This is a genomic window from Nocardiopsis sp. iso_25 (genome assembly GCF_056173305.1).
Genome location: NZ_CM149667.1, coordinates 2,786,202 through 2,800,445, shown reverse-complemented (window position 1 = coordinate 2,800,445; position 14,244 = coordinate 2,786,202). Strand labels below are relative to the sequence as shown.

17 protein-coding genes are annotated in these 14,244 nt (G+C 72.3%); 10 read left to right on the top strand and 7 right to left on the bottom strand.

Features of this window, described 5'->3' with window-relative positions:
• The first annotated feature begins 27 nt into the window (after positions 1 to 27).
• The 5 genes from AC0VX6_RS12075 (at position 28) to AC0VX6_RS12055 (ending at position 4,622) form a co-directional block, all read left to right on the top strand.
• The gene (locus tag AC0VX6_RS12075; protein WP_475468654.1) at positions 28 to 1,305 is read left to right on the top strand and encodes a flavin-containing monooxygenase; all 1,278 of its coding nucleotides are present in this window, start codon (positions 28 to 30) and stop codon (positions 1,303 to 1,305) included.
• 7 nt (positions 1,306 to 1,312) lie between these two features.
• Positions 1,313 to 1,735, top strand: coding sequence for a RidA family protein (locus AC0VX6_RS12070; RefSeq protein ID WP_130397675.1), 423 nt, complete (start codon positions 1,313 to 1,315; stop codon positions 1,733 to 1,735).
• Positions 1,732 to 2,400 carry a DUF1028 domain-containing protein gene (locus AC0VX6_RS12065; protein WP_475468653.1) on the top strand — a complete coding sequence of 223 codons (669 nt, stop codon included), beginning with the start codon at positions 1,732 to 1,734 and terminating at the stop codon, positions 2,398 to 2,400. The genes AC0VX6_RS12070 and AC0VX6_RS12065 overlap by 4 nt, the downstream gene beginning before the upstream one ends.
• Positions 2,390 to 3,577, top strand: a complete 1,188-nt coding sequence (locus AC0VX6_RS12060; protein WP_475468651.1) for a M20 family metallopeptidase — start codon at positions 2,390 to 2,392, stop codon at positions 3,575 to 3,577. Before AC0VX6_RS12065 ends, AC0VX6_RS12060 begins: the two co-directional genes overlap by 11 nt.
• A gap of 145 nt (positions 3,578 to 3,722) precedes the next feature.
• The gene (locus AC0VX6_RS12055; protein WP_475468649.1) at positions 3,723 to 4,622 is read left to right on the top strand and encodes a macrolide 2'-phosphotransferase; all 900 of its coding nucleotides are present in this window, start codon (positions 3,723 to 3,725) and stop codon (positions 4,620 to 4,622) included.
• A gap of 160 nt (positions 4,623 to 4,782) precedes the next feature.
• On the opposite strand, the gene AC0VX6_RS12050 is transcribed toward AC0VX6_RS12055, so the two are convergent.
• The 3 genes from AC0VX6_RS12050 to AC0VX6_RS12040 form a co-directional block, all read right to left on the bottom strand.
• Positions 4,783 to 6,276, bottom strand: a complete 1,494-nt coding sequence (locus tag AC0VX6_RS12050) for a hypothetical protein (RefSeq protein ID WP_475468648.1) — start codon at positions 6,274 to 6,276, stop codon at positions 4,783 to 4,785.
• Positions 6,277 to 6,506: 230 nt separating this feature from the next.
• Entirely contained in the window at positions 6,507 to 7,223 is a 717-nt protein-coding gene (locus AC0VX6_RS12045) for an SDR family NAD(P)-dependent oxidoreductase (protein WP_475468646.1), read from the bottom strand.
• A gap of 145 nt (positions 7,224 to 7,368) precedes the next feature.
• Positions 7,369 to 8,181 (bottom strand): sulfite exporter TauE/SafE family protein, encoded by an 813-nt coding sequence (locus AC0VX6_RS12040; RefSeq protein ID WP_475469320.1) that lies wholly within the window; start codon positions 8,179 to 8,181, stop codon positions 7,369 to 7,371.
• 82 nt (positions 8,182 to 8,263) lie between these two features.
• Between AC0VX6_RS12040 and AC0VX6_RS12035 the strand changes: the two genes are divergently transcribed.
• Positions 8,264 to 9,031: an AraC family transcriptional regulator gene (locus tag AC0VX6_RS12035; protein WP_475468644.1), complete on the top strand. Its 768-nt coding sequence runs from the start codon at positions 8,264 to 8,266 to the stop codon at positions 9,029 to 9,031.
• Between the two features lie 46 nt (positions 9,032 to 9,077).
• Here the strand turns inward: AC0VX6_RS12035 and AC0VX6_RS12030 are convergent, their stop codons facing one another.
• The 3 genes from AC0VX6_RS12030 to AC0VX6_RS12020 are packed head-to-tail and all read right to left on the bottom strand — an operon-like array spanning position 9,078 to position 10,305.
• A complete protein-coding gene (locus AC0VX6_RS12030) occupies positions 9,078 to 9,257 on the bottom strand; it encodes a DUF397 domain-containing protein (protein WP_274977601.1) in 180 nt (59 codons plus the stop codon).
• Between the two features lie 50 nt (positions 9,258 to 9,307).
• Positions 9,308 to 9,487: a DUF397 domain-containing protein gene (locus AC0VX6_RS12025; protein ID WP_475468642.1), complete on the bottom strand. Its 180-nt coding sequence runs from the start codon at positions 9,485 to 9,487 to the stop codon at positions 9,308 to 9,310.
• Positions 9,484 to 10,305: a helix-turn-helix domain-containing protein gene (locus AC0VX6_RS12020; RefSeq protein WP_475468640.1), complete on the bottom strand. Its 822-nt coding sequence runs from the start codon at positions 10,303 to 10,305 to the stop codon at positions 9,484 to 9,486. The genes AC0VX6_RS12025 and AC0VX6_RS12020 overlap by 4 nt, the downstream gene beginning before the upstream one ends.
• 234 nt (positions 10,306 to 10,539) lie before the next feature.
• Between AC0VX6_RS12020 and AC0VX6_RS12015 the strand changes: the two genes are divergently transcribed.
• Both AC0VX6_RS12015 and AC0VX6_RS12010 read left to right on the top strand, forming a co-directional pair.
• Positions 10,540 to 10,992 (top strand): ATP-binding protein, encoded by a 453-nt coding sequence (locus AC0VX6_RS12015; RefSeq protein WP_475468638.1) that lies wholly within the window; start codon positions 10,540 to 10,542, stop codon positions 10,990 to 10,992.
• Between the two features lie 165 nt (positions 10,993 to 11,157).
• Positions 11,158 to 11,373 (top strand): helix-turn-helix domain-containing protein, encoded by a 216-nt coding sequence (locus AC0VX6_RS12010; protein WP_475468636.1) that lies wholly within the window; start codon positions 11,158 to 11,160, stop codon positions 11,371 to 11,373.
• A 5-nt stretch (positions 11,374 to 11,378) separates the two neighbouring features.
• Here AC0VX6_RS12010 and AC0VX6_RS12005 read toward each other — a convergent pair whose 3' ends face one another.
• The gene (locus AC0VX6_RS12005; RefSeq protein WP_475468634.1) at positions 11,379 to 11,915 is read right to left on the bottom strand and encodes a class IV adenylate cyclase; all 537 of its coding nucleotides are present in this window, start codon (positions 11,913 to 11,915) and stop codon (positions 11,379 to 11,381) included.
• 543 nt (positions 11,916 to 12,458) lie between these two features.
• On the opposite strand from AC0VX6_RS12005, the gene AC0VX6_RS12000 reads away from it, so the two are divergent.
• Both AC0VX6_RS12000 and AC0VX6_RS11995 read left to right on the top strand, forming a co-directional pair.
• On the top strand, positions 12,459 to 12,623 hold the full coding sequence (locus AC0VX6_RS12000; RefSeq protein WP_274977596.1) for a hypothetical protein: 165 nt from the start codon (positions 12,459 to 12,461) through the stop codon (positions 12,621 to 12,623).
• A gap of 43 nt (positions 12,624 to 12,666) precedes the next feature.
• Positions 12,667 to 14,244 (top strand): asparagine synthase-related protein, encoded by a 1,578-nt coding sequence (locus AC0VX6_RS11995; protein ID WP_475483718.1) that lies wholly within the window; start codon positions 12,667 to 12,669, stop codon positions 14,242 to 14,244.

Genomic DNA, 14,244 nt, shown 5'->3' with positions numbered 1-14,244 from the left:
GCGTTGACCAGAACCTGGAGGCTGTGCATGTCACTGGAAGAGATCGAGGTCGTCGTCGTCGGAGGGGGGCAGGCCGGGATCGCGATGAGCGAGCACCTCAGCGACCGCCGGGTGCCGCACGTCGTCCTGGAGAGGAGCCGGGTGGCCGAGCGCTGGCGCTCGGAGCGGTGGGACTCGCTGGTCACGAACGGGCCCGTCTGGCACGACCGGTTCCCCGGCCTGGAGTTCACCGGCCTGGGCCCCGAGGAGTTCGCCTCCAAGGACGGCGTCGCGGACTACCTGGCGACCTACGCCGAGAAGATCGGCGCGCCGATCCGGTGCGGGGTCGAGGTGACCTCGGTACGGCGCAACACCGGACGCCCGGGATTCCGGGTCCGGACCTCGGACGGGGACTTCGACGCCCGCTACGTCGTGGCCGCCACCGGCCCCTTCCAGCGGCCGGTCGTCCCCCCGGTCATCCCCGGGGACGCGGACCCGGTCCAGCTCCACTCCAGCGCCTACCGCAACCCCGCGCAGCTGCCCGAGGGCGGCGTGCTCGTGGTCGGGTCGGGCTCCTCGGGGGTCCAGATCGCCGACGAACTGCGCGCCAGCGGCCGACGGGTGTACCTGTCCGTCGGCCCGCACGACCGCCCGCCGCGCAGGTACCGGGGACACGACTTCGTCTGGTGGCTGGGCGTCCTCGGCAAGTGGGAGGCCTCAGCCCCCGCGCAGGGCGCCGAGCACGTCACGATCGCGGTCAGCGGCGCGCACGGCGGCCACACCGTGGATTTCCGGGACCTGGCCGGGCGCGGCGTCACGCTGGTCGGCCGCACGGAGTCCTTCGACGCCGGAACCGTCCGCTTCGCGCCCGACCTGCGCGACAACATCGCCCGCGGCGACGCCAACTACCTGTCGCTGCTGGACGAGGCCGACGCCTACGTCGAGCGCAACGGCCTCGACCTGCCCGAGGAGCCCGGGGCCCGCGCCCTGGGCGCCTACCCGGAGTCGGTGACCGATCCCCTCCGCGAACTCGACCTCGCCGCCGCCGGGGTCCGGACCGTCCTGTGGGCGACCGGCTTCACCGCCGACTACGGCTGGCTGCGAGTGGACGCGTTCGACGAGAACGGCAGGCCCCGGCACCAGCGCGGGGTCTCCTCCGAGCCCGGCGTCTACTTCATGGGGCTGCCGTGGCAGTCCCGCCGCGGTTCGAGCTTCATCTGGGGGGCCTGGCACGACGCCAAGTACGTGGCCGACCAGATCTGCATCCAGCGCGGTTACACCGAACACCACGAAGCGCACCCGCGCCCGTTCCGCACCCAGGGGTGATCACACCTTGACCACGCACACGCGCATCCGCAAGTTCAACACCAGGGACACCTACCCCGAGCAGAACCTCGACAACGACCTGTGCCAGGCGGTGGTGGCCGGAGGGGTCGTCTACCTGCGCGGCCAGATCGGCCAGGACCTGGACACCCGCGAGTCCGTGGGCGTCGGCGACGTCCGCGCCCAGACCGAGAAGGCCATGGCCAACATCGACCTCCTGCTCAGGGAGGCGGGCAGCGGTCTGGAGGACATCGTGAAGGTGACCGTCTACCTCACCGACCCGCGCTACCGCGAGGAGGTCTACCGCGAGATGGGTCGCTGGCTGAAGGGGGTCCACCCGGTCTCCACGGGCATCGTCGTCCAGGCCCTGGCCCGGCCCGAATGGCTCGTGGAGATCGACGCGACGGCCGTGATCTCGGGAGGCGGCAAGTGACCTTCTCCATCGCGGCCCACCAGGACGGCAGGTTCGGCATCGCCGCCTCCTCGTCCTCCCCCGCCGTCGCCGCGCGGGTCGTCCACCTGCGCGACCGCGTCGGCGCGGTCGCCTCGCAGAACATCACCGACCCGCGGCTGGGAACGGCGCTGCTGGACCGGCTCGCCGCGGGCGCGGGCCCCCGGGCCGCGCTCGACGCCGTGATCGCCACCGCACCGGACACCGCCTACCGGCAGCTCACCGTGGTGGACGCCTCGGGCGACGCGGCCACGTTCAGCGGCGGCCTCACCCTCGGCGTCCACGGTGAGGCCACCGGCCCCCACTGCGCCGCCGCCGGGAACATGCTCGCGGACCCCGGCGTCCCCGCGGCCATGTGCGAGGCCTTCGCCTCGGCCCGGGGGGAGCTGGAGAAACGCCTGCTCACCGCCCTGGCCGCGGGCCTGGCCGCCGGAGGCGAGGCCGGACCGGTCTACTCGGCGGGGCTGTCCACCGTGTCCGCGCACGGCTGGCGCGACACGGACCTGCGCGTGGACTGGCGGGAGGATCCGATCGGGGAGCTGGGGGAACTGCTCAAGGTCTGGCTCCCCCAGCGCGACGACTACGTCCGGCGCGGCCTGGAACCGGCCGCCTCACCGGGATACGGGGTGCCGGGCGATGACCGCTGAACCCGGAGCGCTTGGACACGGCGCGATTGGACACGGCGCGCTGCCGAGCGCCGCGGAGCACCTGCCGGACCTGGTCTCCTACTCCGAGACGCTGCACGCCCACCCCGAGACCGCCTGGGAGGAGCACCGCGCGGCGCGGTGGACGGCCGAGCTGCTGGAGCGGTTCGGTTTCGCCGTCGAGACCGCCTACCTGGGCTTTCCCACCGCGCTGCACGCCACCTACGGGTCCGGTCGGCGCAGGGTCGGCTTCGTCGTGGAGTACGACGCGCTGCCCGGCCTGGGCCACGCCTGCGGGCACAACCTGATCGCCGCGATTTCGGTGGGCGCGGCGATCGCGCTGCGCCCCTGGGCGGACCGGCTCGACCTGCGTATCGACGTGATCGCCACTCCGGCCGAGGAGGGCGGCGGCGGCAAGATCGAACTGCTGGACGCGGGGGCCTTCCGGGACCTGGACCTGGCGCTGATGGCCCACCCCGGGCCGGTGGACGCCCCGCGGGCCGAGCCCTACGCCGTCGCCCACGACCATGTCCGCTTCACCGGCCGGTCGGCCCACGCCGCCGCCTACCCGCACGAGGGCCGCAACGCCAACGACGCCTTCGTGGTCGCCCAGGTGGCTCTGGGCCTGCTGCGCCAGCAGCTCCCGCCGGGCACCCGCGTCCACGGCATCCAGACGGTGGGCGGGCAGGCGCCCAACGCCATCCCCGCGGTGACCGAGGGCCGCTGGTACACCCGGGCAGAGAGCCTGGCCGAACTGGAGCCGCTGCGCCGCCGGGTGGAGCAGTGCTTCCGGGCCGGAGCGCTGGCCACGGACACCGCGCTGGAGTTCACCCCGGAGTCCCAGCCCTACTCGGAGTTCCGCACGGACGAGCGCGCCCTGGAGATCTACACCCGGCACGCCCTGGCGCTCGGGCGGCGCTTCGACGCGCCCCCCGAACACCAGACGATGAACCGCGCCTCGACCGACATGGGCAACGTCTCCCAGCACGTTCCGGCCATCCACCCCTACATCGGCCTGGGCTGCTTCCCGGTCAGCAACCACCAGCCCGAGTTCGCCGCCGTCTGCGTGGGGGAGGCCGCCAACGGGGTCATCTCCGACGGTGCCACGCTGCTCGCCCGCACGGCGCACGAGTACTTCGCCGCCCCGGCGCCGGAGTCCGGCCCCCTCCGGGCCGGTTGACCCGGGTCGGGCTCAGTCGATCGCCGTGATCGCCCCCGGAGCGGGCCGGGGGCGGTCCGAAGCGCGACCGCTCCCGTCCGCGTCCGGCGTCGCCCGCACGACCTGTCGCCTCGCTTTACGCGGACGCGGGTGGGAGCTTGATCCCATGAGCACCATCGATCACACCATCACCCTGGCGGCCGCCCACGGCCTGCACCTGTCCGCGCGGGACGCCACGGTGAACGAGGCGGGCCTGGACTACCGCGTCGTCATGGCCCACGACGAGACCGGCCGCAAGTGGGTGCTGCGCGTCCCGCGCCGCGCCGACGTCACCGAGGGCATGACCGCCGAGAAGCGCATCCTCGACCTGGTCGCCCCGGTCCTGGCCGAGGACGGCGTCGCGGTCCCCGACTGGCGGGTCCGCTCCCCCGAGCTGATCGCCTACCCGGCCCTGCCCGGCGCCCCGGGCCTGACCCTGACCGACGCCGGAGAACCCGTCTGGCACATGGACCCCGCCAGCCCCGACTACGCCGAGCGCCTGGGGCGCCTGCTGGCCCGTCTGCACTCGATCACCCCGGAACGGGCCGAGGCCGCGGGCGTCGAGATCCGCACCCCGGCCCGGGTACGTCAGGCGTGGCGGGACGACATCGCCCGCGTGAGCGAGGCCTTCACCGTCTCCCCCGCCCTGGCCGGGGCCTGGCGGGCCTGGCTCGACGACGACACCTGCTGGCCCGAGCGGACCGTCATGACCCACGGCGAGATCTACCCCGCGCACGTGCTGCTCGACGGGGAGGGCGCGGTCACCGGGGTCCTGGACTGGACGACCGCCCGCGTGGACGACCCCGCCCGCGACCTGTCCGCCCAGTACGGCGCCGCGGGCGAGGCGATGCTGAAGGCCACCCTGACTGCCTACGAGCGGGCGGGCGGACAGGTCCACCCCGGCCTGGCGGCGCAGGCGAAGCACCTGTGGGACGCCTCCCCCGTCGGGTACGCCCTGTACGCGCTGACCACCGGCGCCGAGGCCGATCTGGCCGCCGCGGCGGCGATGCTGGACCCCCAAGGCTGACGCGCCTCCCGGTCCGGCGACGGCGGGCCCGCCCGTAGCCCGAAGACGCGCTGTCGCAGTCCCCGGAGAACACCGAGCGGAGGCGGGAGCGGCGCACCGCCGCACGGCGGCGAACACTCCGCCGAGGCACGCCCCCTCCCGCCGGACCGCGCCCCTCGGGTCAGCGCGGCGGGGTTTCCTGGACCCAGGCGCGGGCGTCCAGGCACAGGGCGTCCGCGTCCACCGCGAGGGTCTCCCGCACGCCCCCGTCCCGGTCCACGCGGACGCGGCCGGTCCCGTCGAAGGCCGGGGTCCGCACCCGCAGCCGGACGGGGTCGGTCGCGGTCAGCACGCGCATCCGCCACGGCCCGTCCCTGTCCTGGCCGGGCACGGCCAGGTGTGCCATGGCACCGGCCTCGCGGCGGACGCGCCCGTCCGTGTGCTCGGCCGTGCAGGAGACCATGCGCAACGCGGCCCGTTCCGGGAGTCCGGTGACCTCCCGGGGCATGACGGGGGCGTACGGGGCCTCTCCCCGCGCGAGCAGTTCGTCGCGCATGCTCCGAGCCAGCTCCCCGGCGTCCGGGACACCTCGAAGAAGCATTCTCCAGTCCGCTGCCAGATCGGTTCCGCCACGCCGCAGCCACTCGGCGGTCAGGGCACGGAACGCGGCCTCGCGCCGCCGCGGCCGCAGGGTCCCCGCCGCCAGGACGTCCCGCCCGGCCCCCTCCAGGGCACGGCAGTACGCGTCCACCGGCACGCGCGCGACCTCACCGGGATAGCGGACCCTGCGGATCGTCAACATGGCCCAGCCCAGGAAGGTCGCCGCGCCCCAGGCGGAGCCCTCCACCCTTCCCTCCTGCGGCGGCTGGGCGGGCCGGGACCCGTCCTCGTGGGGCGGGGTCCGCGCATCGGCGCGGCGGCCGGCCCCCGACAGGTGCCAGGAGCCGTCGGCGAGCCGCAGCGAGGCCGACCGGGCCCGCAGCACTCCCCCGTTTCCCAGGCCGATCACGACCCCGCGCGCGTCGGATTCCAGACGCACTCCGTGTGCCGAGTCGGTGTCCACGTCCACCCCGGTCAGGTCCTCCAGGTGCACGTCGAGCGTGGGCGGGCCGCCGGGAGCGCTGTCACCGGGGTCGTAGGAGCGGGCCAGTTCGAGGATCAGGAACCCGCACAGGCGGGCGCCCTCCCGTTCGATCCGCACGTGGCGCAGGGTGGCGGCGCCCAGTGCGTAGTCGTCCGCCAGGTCGGCCAGCGTCTGCGGCGCCCACCGGGAGTACGCCGGACGGATCTTGCCCCGGTAGTCGCGGTAGGGCCTGGCGAAGTACACGGGCGGGGGCTGGACGAGCGCGTCGAGGCGGTGCCCGCACAGTGCGGCCTGCTCCACCATCCAATCCCAGCGCGTCGGCCGCAGGCGTACCGTCCACTCCAGGGCGGCGCGGGCGCGCCGTTCCCGCTCCGGCCCGGGGAGGCCCGTCGCGGCCCGGAACAGGGGCACAACGGCGTTGTCCCACAGGTCGGAGACGGCCCGGACGGTCTCGCGGTCGAACGTCCGCGCATCGCTTGCGGCCTCGGCGATCTCGATGACGGAGCGGTCCACCAGGGCGCCCAGCGCGGTGAGGGCCGGTTCGTCGGACCGGGGGGAAGCAGGGGGATGGGCAAAGGGTCGGGGGCTCATAGCCGAACCCTGGCACAGGGCGGCGGCCCGGGAACACGCCCTCGGCCGCCGGACAGCGCATAGTTGCGGGCCCGCCCCGCAACCCGGCCACCTGACCAGCCGGGCACCCAGGCACGGTACAGGGCTCGGGCCTTCTCCCGGCCGCTGGCGGGCACCGCGCGGAGCCCGCCCCGCAGCCCCGCAGCCCCGCAACTCAGCAGCCCGGCAGCCGACGGGCAAGGAGCCACCGGCTACCGGACGTCGAGCTCCCGTTCCCGGGGGTCGAAGGCCACCGACCTGGCGTCGGATCGCAGTGCCCGCACGATCGCGTCCACCACCTCGTCCACGGGGTGGGGCTCGGGCAGGTTCCCGGGCGCGGTCCCAGCCAGGGGGCGGTCGGCGAGACCGGTGTCCATGTGCGGCGCGCGCACGTCCAGGGCCGCGACGTGCCTGGCGCGGTAGTCCGCGCGGGCGGCGGTCAGCCAGGCCGACAGGGCGGCCTTGCTGGCCGAATAGGCCGCCATGCCGTGGGTCGGGTACTCGGCGGTCACGGCGGTGACCGCCGCCACCGCCCCGCCGGGCTTGACCGCGTCGATTGCCGCGCGCAGCATCGCCATCGGCGCGAGCGTGTTGACCTGGAACATCTTCTCGACCGCGGCGTCCTCGATGCCGCCCTCGGAGCCGGTGCCGGTGTCGAAGGCCACGACGCCGAAGGCGATGACCAGTCCGTCCAGACCGCCCTGCTCCTCGGCGGTGCGGCGCACGAGCGCCGCGCAGCCCTCGGTGTCGGCCGCCTCGAACGTGGCCGTGGAGGACCCGTCGAGTTCCCGCGAGAGCGCGTCGAGCGCCTCCTCGTCTCGTCCGGCGAGCACGACCCGCGTGCCCTCCCGGTTCAGTGCCCTGCTGATGTGTCCGCCGAGTACGCCCGTGGCCCCGGCCACCAGGACTCGGGCTCCCTCAAGATCCATACGGCCAGTATTTCCGCAGGTGGTATGGGGACCGGGCACCGACACGCACCCCCGGGCGCCGGTGCGGCCCCTCCGCCGGACCGCCCCGGTGGCCAGCGGTACGCGGCGGTAGGGCCAGCGGCGGGACCGCCCCGCGGCCGAACGTTCACACGAACAGGAAGGCCGCCAGGACGACCGCCAGCAGCACGACGTAGGAGACCGCGTGCACCCGGTCGGGCATCCGGCCCACCAGGCGGCGGGTGACGGCGATGGCGGGCAGCGACCCGGCGAGCAGGAGGGCCCCGGCCACGAGGTCCACCGAGCCCAGATGGCCGGGCCCGGCGCCTCCTCCGTCGCCGAACAGCACGTACACCGCCGTACCCGCCACCGCGACGGGAAGGCTGAGCGGGTTGGCCATCGCGGTCGCCTCCCCCATCGGCAGGCCCCTACGGCGCAGCAGGGGGACGGTCATGACGCTGCCGCCCACGCCGAGAAAACTGGTCACCGCGCCGATACCGACACCGCCCGCCGTGGTGGTGCGCCGCCCCAGCAGGCGGGGTCCGGCGTCGGGGTCGCGGGTCAGGAAGCCCTTGCGCAGGAGGGTGTCGAGCAGGGTGACGGCGATGTAGGCGATGAACAGCACGCGCTGGGCCCCTCCCCCGACGACCGTGGCTGCCAGAGAGCCCAGCACCGCGCCGACGCCGATGTAGGCGGCCAGCGGCCACACGTAGTCGCGGCGCAGCCGCCCGGCCCGGTGCTGGGAGAGGGTGGCGCTGAGCGCGTTGACGACCATCACGGCGGTGGAGGTGGCCACGGCCACGGCCATCGGGTCCACGCCGGGGTCGGCCTGGGCGCGGGTGACGTAGTAGACGACGGGGACGACCACGAAGCCGCCGCCGAAGCCGAACAGGACGGTGGTGACGCCGGTCAGCAGGCCCAGGGCGAGCAGGGGAAGGACGAAGGTGAGCACCCCGACCACGTTAGGCAGGCGGTGGCTGGCGCGCTTTCGAAAGAAGGCCACCATCCTTCGTGCAGCGGACAACACCGGTAGCGTCCACCCCATGCGCAACATCCCCGTCGCCGAGGTGGACTCCATCGACCGGCCCGTCCTGGCGATCGGCACCGACTACCCGCCCGAGCACGTGCTGCCCGCCCACCGGCACCGGCGGGCGCAGTTCCTCTACGGGGCGACGGGGGTGATGCGGGTCCAGACGGCGGACGGGGAGTGGACCGTGCCGCCGCACCGGGCCGTGCTGATTCCGGCCGGGACCGACCATCGGGTGGTCATGACGGGGGTGAGCACGCGCAGCCTGTACCTGGAACCGAGCGCGGTCGCGTGGTTCCCGGGGCGCTGCCAGGTGGTGGAGGTATCGCCGCTGCTCCGGGAACTGCTGTTGACGGCGGTGGACCTGGATCCGCGCTACTCCCCGCACGGCAGGGACGCGGCGGTGTTCGCGCTGGTGCTGCACGAACTGCGTCGGCTCGTGCCGCTGCCTTTGGACTTGCCGCTGCCCGGGCACGAGGGGTTGAGGGCGATGTGCGAGGAGTTCCTCGGGGCGCCGGACGTGCACGATCCGCCCGCGCGGTGGGCGGGGCGGTTACACGTCAGCGAGCGGACGGTGCACCGGCTCTTCCGGGCGGAGACGGGGATGAGCTTCGCGCGGTGGCGGCAGCGGGCCTGCGTGCTGCACGCGCTGCCGCTGCTGGCCCGGGGTGAACCGGTGACCAGGGTGGCGATGGGGTTGGGGTACGAGAGCCCGTCGGCGTTCTCCACGATGTTCCTGCGCGTGCTGGGGTCATCGCCCCGGGACTACGCGGCGGGACAGTGAGCGGCCCCGCCCGGTTCGTCTGGGCGGGGCCGGTCGTGTCTGTGGACTACTGGGCGCGAACGGCGCTGACCAGGGCCGTCCACTCGACGGTGGGGGTCGCGAGGTGGCCGAGCGGCCGGTTCTGGGTGTCGCGGACCAGGACGGCGGCCTGGTCACGACGGGCTTCCAGGCAGTTGCCACCGGTGCCGTTGCTGTAGCTGGACTTGCTCCAGTCCTCGGTCATCATGCGATCATGCCTCGAATCTCTGCCATGAGGGATCCGTTCAGGGGCTGGCGTTACCGACCGCGTACCGCACTCAACAGGGCGGTCCACTCGGCAGTCGGGGCGGTCAGGTGGCCGAGCGGCCGGTTCTGGGTGTCGCGGACCAGGACGGCCGCCTGGTCACGACGGGCCTCCACACAGTGGCCGCCGCTGCCGTTGCTGTAGCTGGACTTGCTCCAGTCCTCGGTCATCATGTGATGCTGCCTCGAATCTCTTCCATGCGGGACCGTGACACCGATACCGGCAACGCGGCGCTCCTCAACTCCGCAAACGTTCGGTCATAGCGTGCCACAACCTCAGGCTGCTTCAGCGACACCCCGGTCTGCTGGCTCTCGACGTACACGAACGCCCCGTTTCCAGGTACAGCCATCAGCGTAAAGGACCCGCCCAGACCCGCATGCCCCTCGGCTGCGATTGGCACGAGCTGAATGTTCACGCGCGGACGGTAGGACTGGTTGATCAGATGGCTGATCTGAGCATCCATCACCTCTGGGTTCCGGAAGCGACGCAACAGCACCACCTCATCCAGGAGCATCGTGATCTTCGGAGGATGCGAGCGCTCCAGGATCTGCTGACGGTGTTGTCGTGCGTTCACGATCTGGTCGATGACTTCGGGAGTAGCGTCTGGCTCAGCGAGTTCACTGATCGCCCGGACGTACTCCTCAACCTGGAACAAGCCAGGCACCAGCCCCAGGGAGTAGTCGCGGATCGTCGTTGCCGCCTGCTCGGCCTCGGCCGCCTCGCGGAAATACGCGGTCATCCCGGTTCCGGAGAACACCGCGTCCCATGCGTCCACGAGCACACCCCGAGCGGTAAGAGCATTGTCGAGACGTACTACTGGGTCTCTCCGTGTCCCCTTTTTCCCCAGTTCCAAATCACTGACGGCGCTCTGTGAGATCACGGCCAGGTCAGCGAGTTCCTGCTGAGAAAGCCCGGCCTGACTTCGGAGTTTCCTGATGAGCTTCCCGAAACGAAGCCGAGCAGCCTCGTCTCCATCTTCTTCTTGCGCCATTTCACCACCAGGCTAACCGGACCTACCACTAGCCATAGAAGTTTTACCGTCTTCAGTGGTAAGCATAGCGCCGAAGGCAGACCAGTTGGCAAGGTTCATGACGAAGCAAATACAGAAAGCTTCGCAGCCCATATCGGGCGAAATATCCACAAGGGCATGAAAAAGCCCCGGAGGCCGAAGGTGAGAGCGGTCTCCGAGGCAGAGTGCCCCACCCGGAAAGCCCCGAGGTGAGACATGAACAAGCCTATCGTCCAGGCGCCGGCACTTCCACGCCGACTGTGCGGAACCGCCACCAACTCAGGCATTCTGCTCGGCCCCGAACTCGGCCACGTCAAGATCGCCCGCCGCTGGGCCGTCCAGGCCACCCGCTCCCGCCCCAGCCTGGCCGAACCCGTCGGCATCACCGTCTCCGAGCTGGTCACGAACACCCTGCGTCACTCGGCCTCCGGGCTTCCCGGAGGCAGCATCCGCGTGGAAATCGAACGCACCCCACGCCACATCGAACTCCGCGTCACCGACAACGGCCCCCGCCCCGGAGAACAACCCAGCTTCCCGGCCGTGCCCGACCCCGACCCCCTCCGGGTCGGCGGCAACGGCCTGCGCCTGGTCGAGGCCCTGTGCTCCTACTGGGACTGGAAACAGCACTCCTGCGGCGCGATCACCGTCCGCGCCGTCTTCCCCTGGTAGCCCACGCGCCCCTGGCCACCCTTCGGCCTCCGCGCCCTCCCCCGTGACGGCGCGGACCGGGGCCGGTGCCCTGCGCACCAGCCCGAAGCCCCGCCTCCCCCTTCCCCGGGGAGGCGGGGCCACCCGATCGACCACTCACACAACACCGGACACGGAAAGCCCCTCATGCCCGACTACAGCTACCTCCTCGACGGCCGCCCCGACGTCCTCACCCCCAGCGAAGTCGCCGCCCTGTTCAACATCCGCCCCCGCAGCCTCCACCGAGGCCAATGGGACAACGTCCTCAAACCCTTCCGCACCCCCGGCGGAGCACGCCGCTACCCCAAAGAACACATCGCCACCCTCCTCAACCAACCAGACGAACCCGCCCCCACCACCTGAAGCCCTCAGTCCGTCGCGGCGCGCACGAGGGTGTCGTAGGTGTCGGTGATGCGTTCCAGGGCCGCGTCGAGCCCTCGCGCCCACGCGTCGAGTTCGGCCTGGGCGGTCAGGCCGTCGCGGTCGTCGTCGACCACCAGTTCCAGTTCGATGAAGGCGCCCAGGCCCTCGACCAAGTCCACGCACACCCCGATGGGCCCTGTGGTGCCGGTGCGACGGTGCTTGACGATGCGCACCGTGGGTTCGTAGCCCAGCGCCAGCAGGGCCCCGTGCATCTGCTCGCGGTCGGCGACGATGGTCTCGTACTCCACGCACTCCATGGCGTTGGCCAGCGGAGTCTTCGTGGTGAGCAGGTGCACGCTGTCCTGGGTGCGCAGACGGGCGAAGGTGTGGCCGACCTGGCCCAGCTCCGGCCGCCAGCCAGCGGGGGCGTAGGCCTGGTCGTCCTGGTAGGCGGGGTCGCTCATGCGCACCCCGGCTTCCTTGAGCGCGGCCAGCAGCGCTTCGAGGTCGGCCACCCGGTACTTCGTCTCGATCTCCCGCACCACAGGCCCCCTCGCGTCTCGGCACCACCGTCCCGGCGAGCGTACCGAGACCGCACCCCACCAGGCGGGAGTTTCCCAAGACAGGCCCATCCCCGCGTGCGCGGGGCTCACCGGGAGGGTCCGGTGTGGAACCCCCTCGTGCGCGGGGCTCACCGGTACGAGCCGGACCAGGCGGGTGATGTGCGCGGTCCATCCGACCGCGCGGGCTCCAAACCATCCCCCGTGACCCGGCCTCTGGGCGCCAGGGCCCACACAAAACCACCCCCACAGGGTGGCCACGGGGCCGCTACGCAGCTGGAGTGGGCGGCCCCTCTGAGCACCGCACGGCCGAGCGCACATGCTGCCCGGCCGTGCAGGCCACCTCTCCGACCAAGAAAGGAGGTACTCCCGATGGCGGTATGCAGCGGATGCGGCGGACCCGGCAACGGAAAGCAGTGCGAAAAGTGCGAATAGCGCACCACGCACAGCCCCTGTCCTTCGGGCAATAACAAGTGGTGGCCCCCGCACGGGGATCACCACTCCCCACGCACCACAAGGAGAAGCGTGAACGACTTCACTCCCCCACCCCCGAGCAAGAGTGAGCAGGCGGACGGCCTGTTCCTCGCGTCCCCGCGCGCCGTCGTGCAGACCCCCGCGCAGAGCCACGAGTACAAGAAGTGCTCGGGCAGCAGCGACGCCGCGCACACCTACGACACCAACCGCCGGTAGCAACCTTCACCTGTTCCGCTGAACGCACGCCCTGGAGCACCCCATGTTGCGATTGCAGTTGACCCCCTACACGGAGAATCCGACCTGGGCCTGGTCCGGGGCGTGCTACAGCACCCTCGACCAGCGCAGCACGGTCACCCCCTTCGACCACCCGATGGTCGAGCACCTGGCCGCGACTGACGGCCGCCGGACCCTGCTCGTGGTCCGCGAGCGCGTCGCCGACCGCCCGGCCTGCGACCCCGGTGTCCGGACCCTTACGCCCGCCGAGTACGACCAGGCGCGCGACGCCGTCGCGGGCTGGCCGACCGACGTCGTCCTCATCGAGACCGAGCCCGGCCTGCCGGTGCGCGTCACCGCAGGGGCGGCCCGGACCACGCCCCTGTACCTGGCCTCCACCGACACGACCCTGGTCGGGTCCTGGGCCATGGCCGACCTTCGCGGCCACGCCACCGGCATCAACCCCAAGGAAGCCGCCCGGCTGCTGATCTACCGGCCCCGGTACTCCGCCGAGACCCTGTACCGGGGCGTGCACCGGCTCACCGAACGCGCGACCGCGCACTTCGGCGGGTCCCTGTGGATCACCTACCCCGAGCCCGCCCTGCACCGGACCCCCCGTGAGCTGGCCCCGGACGCCGATGTCCTGGGCGCGTTCGTCGCGACTATGGACACTGCGATGGACCGCCGCCCCTGGGCGCATGACACCACCCTGTTCCACCTGACCGGCGGGTTCGACTCGGGTACCGTGGCCACCCGCGCGGCCGAGCGCCACCCCGACCGGTTCCCCACCGCCACCCTGCTGATCGGCGGCCCGGGGCGCGCACAGCAGATCCGGCGCCGCGCCGAGATGCGCTCCCGCGTGCACTTCGCCAACCCCGACATCACCCTCGACGCCATGGAGCACCCACCGCTGGCGCCCGGCTGCCGGTGGGTGAGCGGCGACGTGGTCAACCCTTACGAGGACCCGCTACACCACCCGTTCACCCTGATGGCGCACGCCATCGCCCAGACCTGCGCCCGCACCGTGGTGACCGGCCTGGGCGGGGATGAGATGGTCGCCCTCACCCAGGAGGAAGAGCCCCACCAAGGGCTCGGCGAGATCACCGACGCCCTGGTCCTGCCCTGGGTCGGGCCGCGCGCCCGCGCCGTGTTGGAGTTCGCCGACGACGGCATCGCGCCCCCGGCGCGGGTCAACTCCATGACGCTGCTGTCGCTGGAGAGCGCCGCGCCCGCCCTGCTGCGAGAAGGGCTGTGGCCGGTGCACCCGTTCGCCGACCCCGACATGGTCGAACTCGGCGAGCAGCTTCCCTTCGCCTGGCGAGAGCTGAAGCAGCTTCAACGGCGCCGCCTGCGGGCGCTCGGGATGAGCGACGACGTCGTGCACCAGGTGGAGCGGGAGTCCTTCGCGGAGGTCATCCAGCACGCCCTGATCTCCCATGCGCCGCCCCTGTTCGCCCGTATGCTGGCCGACGGGTCACCCCTGTTCGATGACGGGCTGGTCGACCCCGATGAGCTGCGGGCCGCGGCCGAACGGCTGACCGCCGAGCACTACCAGGAGGAGCGGGAGTCGAAGCTCCTGGAAGTCCTGAGCCTGCACCTGTCCGCGACCGCGTTCCTGCGCTGA

What these genes read in the sequence shown, in the direction of transcription:
- AC0VX6_RS12075 (WP_475468654.1), top strand. Translation starts at nt 28, where the DNA reads ATGTCACTGGAAGAGATCGAGGTCGTCGTCGTCGGAGGGGGGCAGGCC.
- AC0VX6_RS12060 (WP_475468651.1), top strand. Translation starts at nt 2,390, where the DNA reads ATGACCGCTGAACCCGGAGCGCTTGGACACGGCGCGATTGGACACGGC.
- AC0VX6_RS12055 (WP_475468649.1), top strand. Translation starts at nt 3,723, where the DNA reads ATGAGCACCATCGATCACACCATCACCCTGGCGGCCGCCCACGGCCTG.
- AC0VX6_RS12050 (WP_475468648.1), bottom strand. Translation starts at nt 6,276, where the DNA reads ATGAGCCCCCGACCCTTTGCCCATCCCCCTGCTTCCCCCCGGTCCGAC.
- AC0VX6_RS12045 (WP_475468646.1), bottom strand. Translation starts at nt 7,223, where the DNA reads ATGGATCTTGAGGGAGCCCGAGTCCTGGTGGCCGGGGCCACGGGCGTA.
- AC0VX6_RS12035 (WP_475468644.1), top strand. Translation starts at nt 8,264, where the DNA reads ATGCGCAACATCCCCGTCGCCGAGGTGGACTCCATCGACCGGCCCGTC.
- AC0VX6_RS12030 (WP_274977601.1), bottom strand. Translation starts at nt 9,257, where the DNA reads ATGATGACCGAGGACTGGAGCAAGTCCAGCTACAGCAACGGCACCGGT.
- AC0VX6_RS12025 (WP_475468642.1), bottom strand. Translation starts at nt 9,487, where the DNA reads ATGATGACCGAGGACTGGAGCAAGTCCAGCTACAGCAACGGCAGCGGC.
- AC0VX6_RS12020 (WP_475468640.1), bottom strand. Translation starts at nt 10,305, where the DNA reads ATGGCGCAAGAAGAAGATGGAGACGAGGCTGCTCGGCTTCGTTTCGGG.
- AC0VX6_RS12015 (WP_475468638.1), top strand. Translation starts at nt 10,540, where the DNA reads ATGAACAAGCCTATCGTCCAGGCGCCGGCACTTCCACGCCGACTGTGC.
- AC0VX6_RS12010 (WP_475468636.1), top strand. Translation starts at nt 11,158, where the DNA reads ATGCCCGACTACAGCTACCTCCTCGACGGCCGCCCCGACGTCCTCACC.
- AC0VX6_RS11995 (WP_475483718.1), top strand. Translation starts at nt 12,667, where the DNA reads ATGTTGCGATTGCAGTTGACCCCCTACACGGAGAATCCGACCTGGGCC.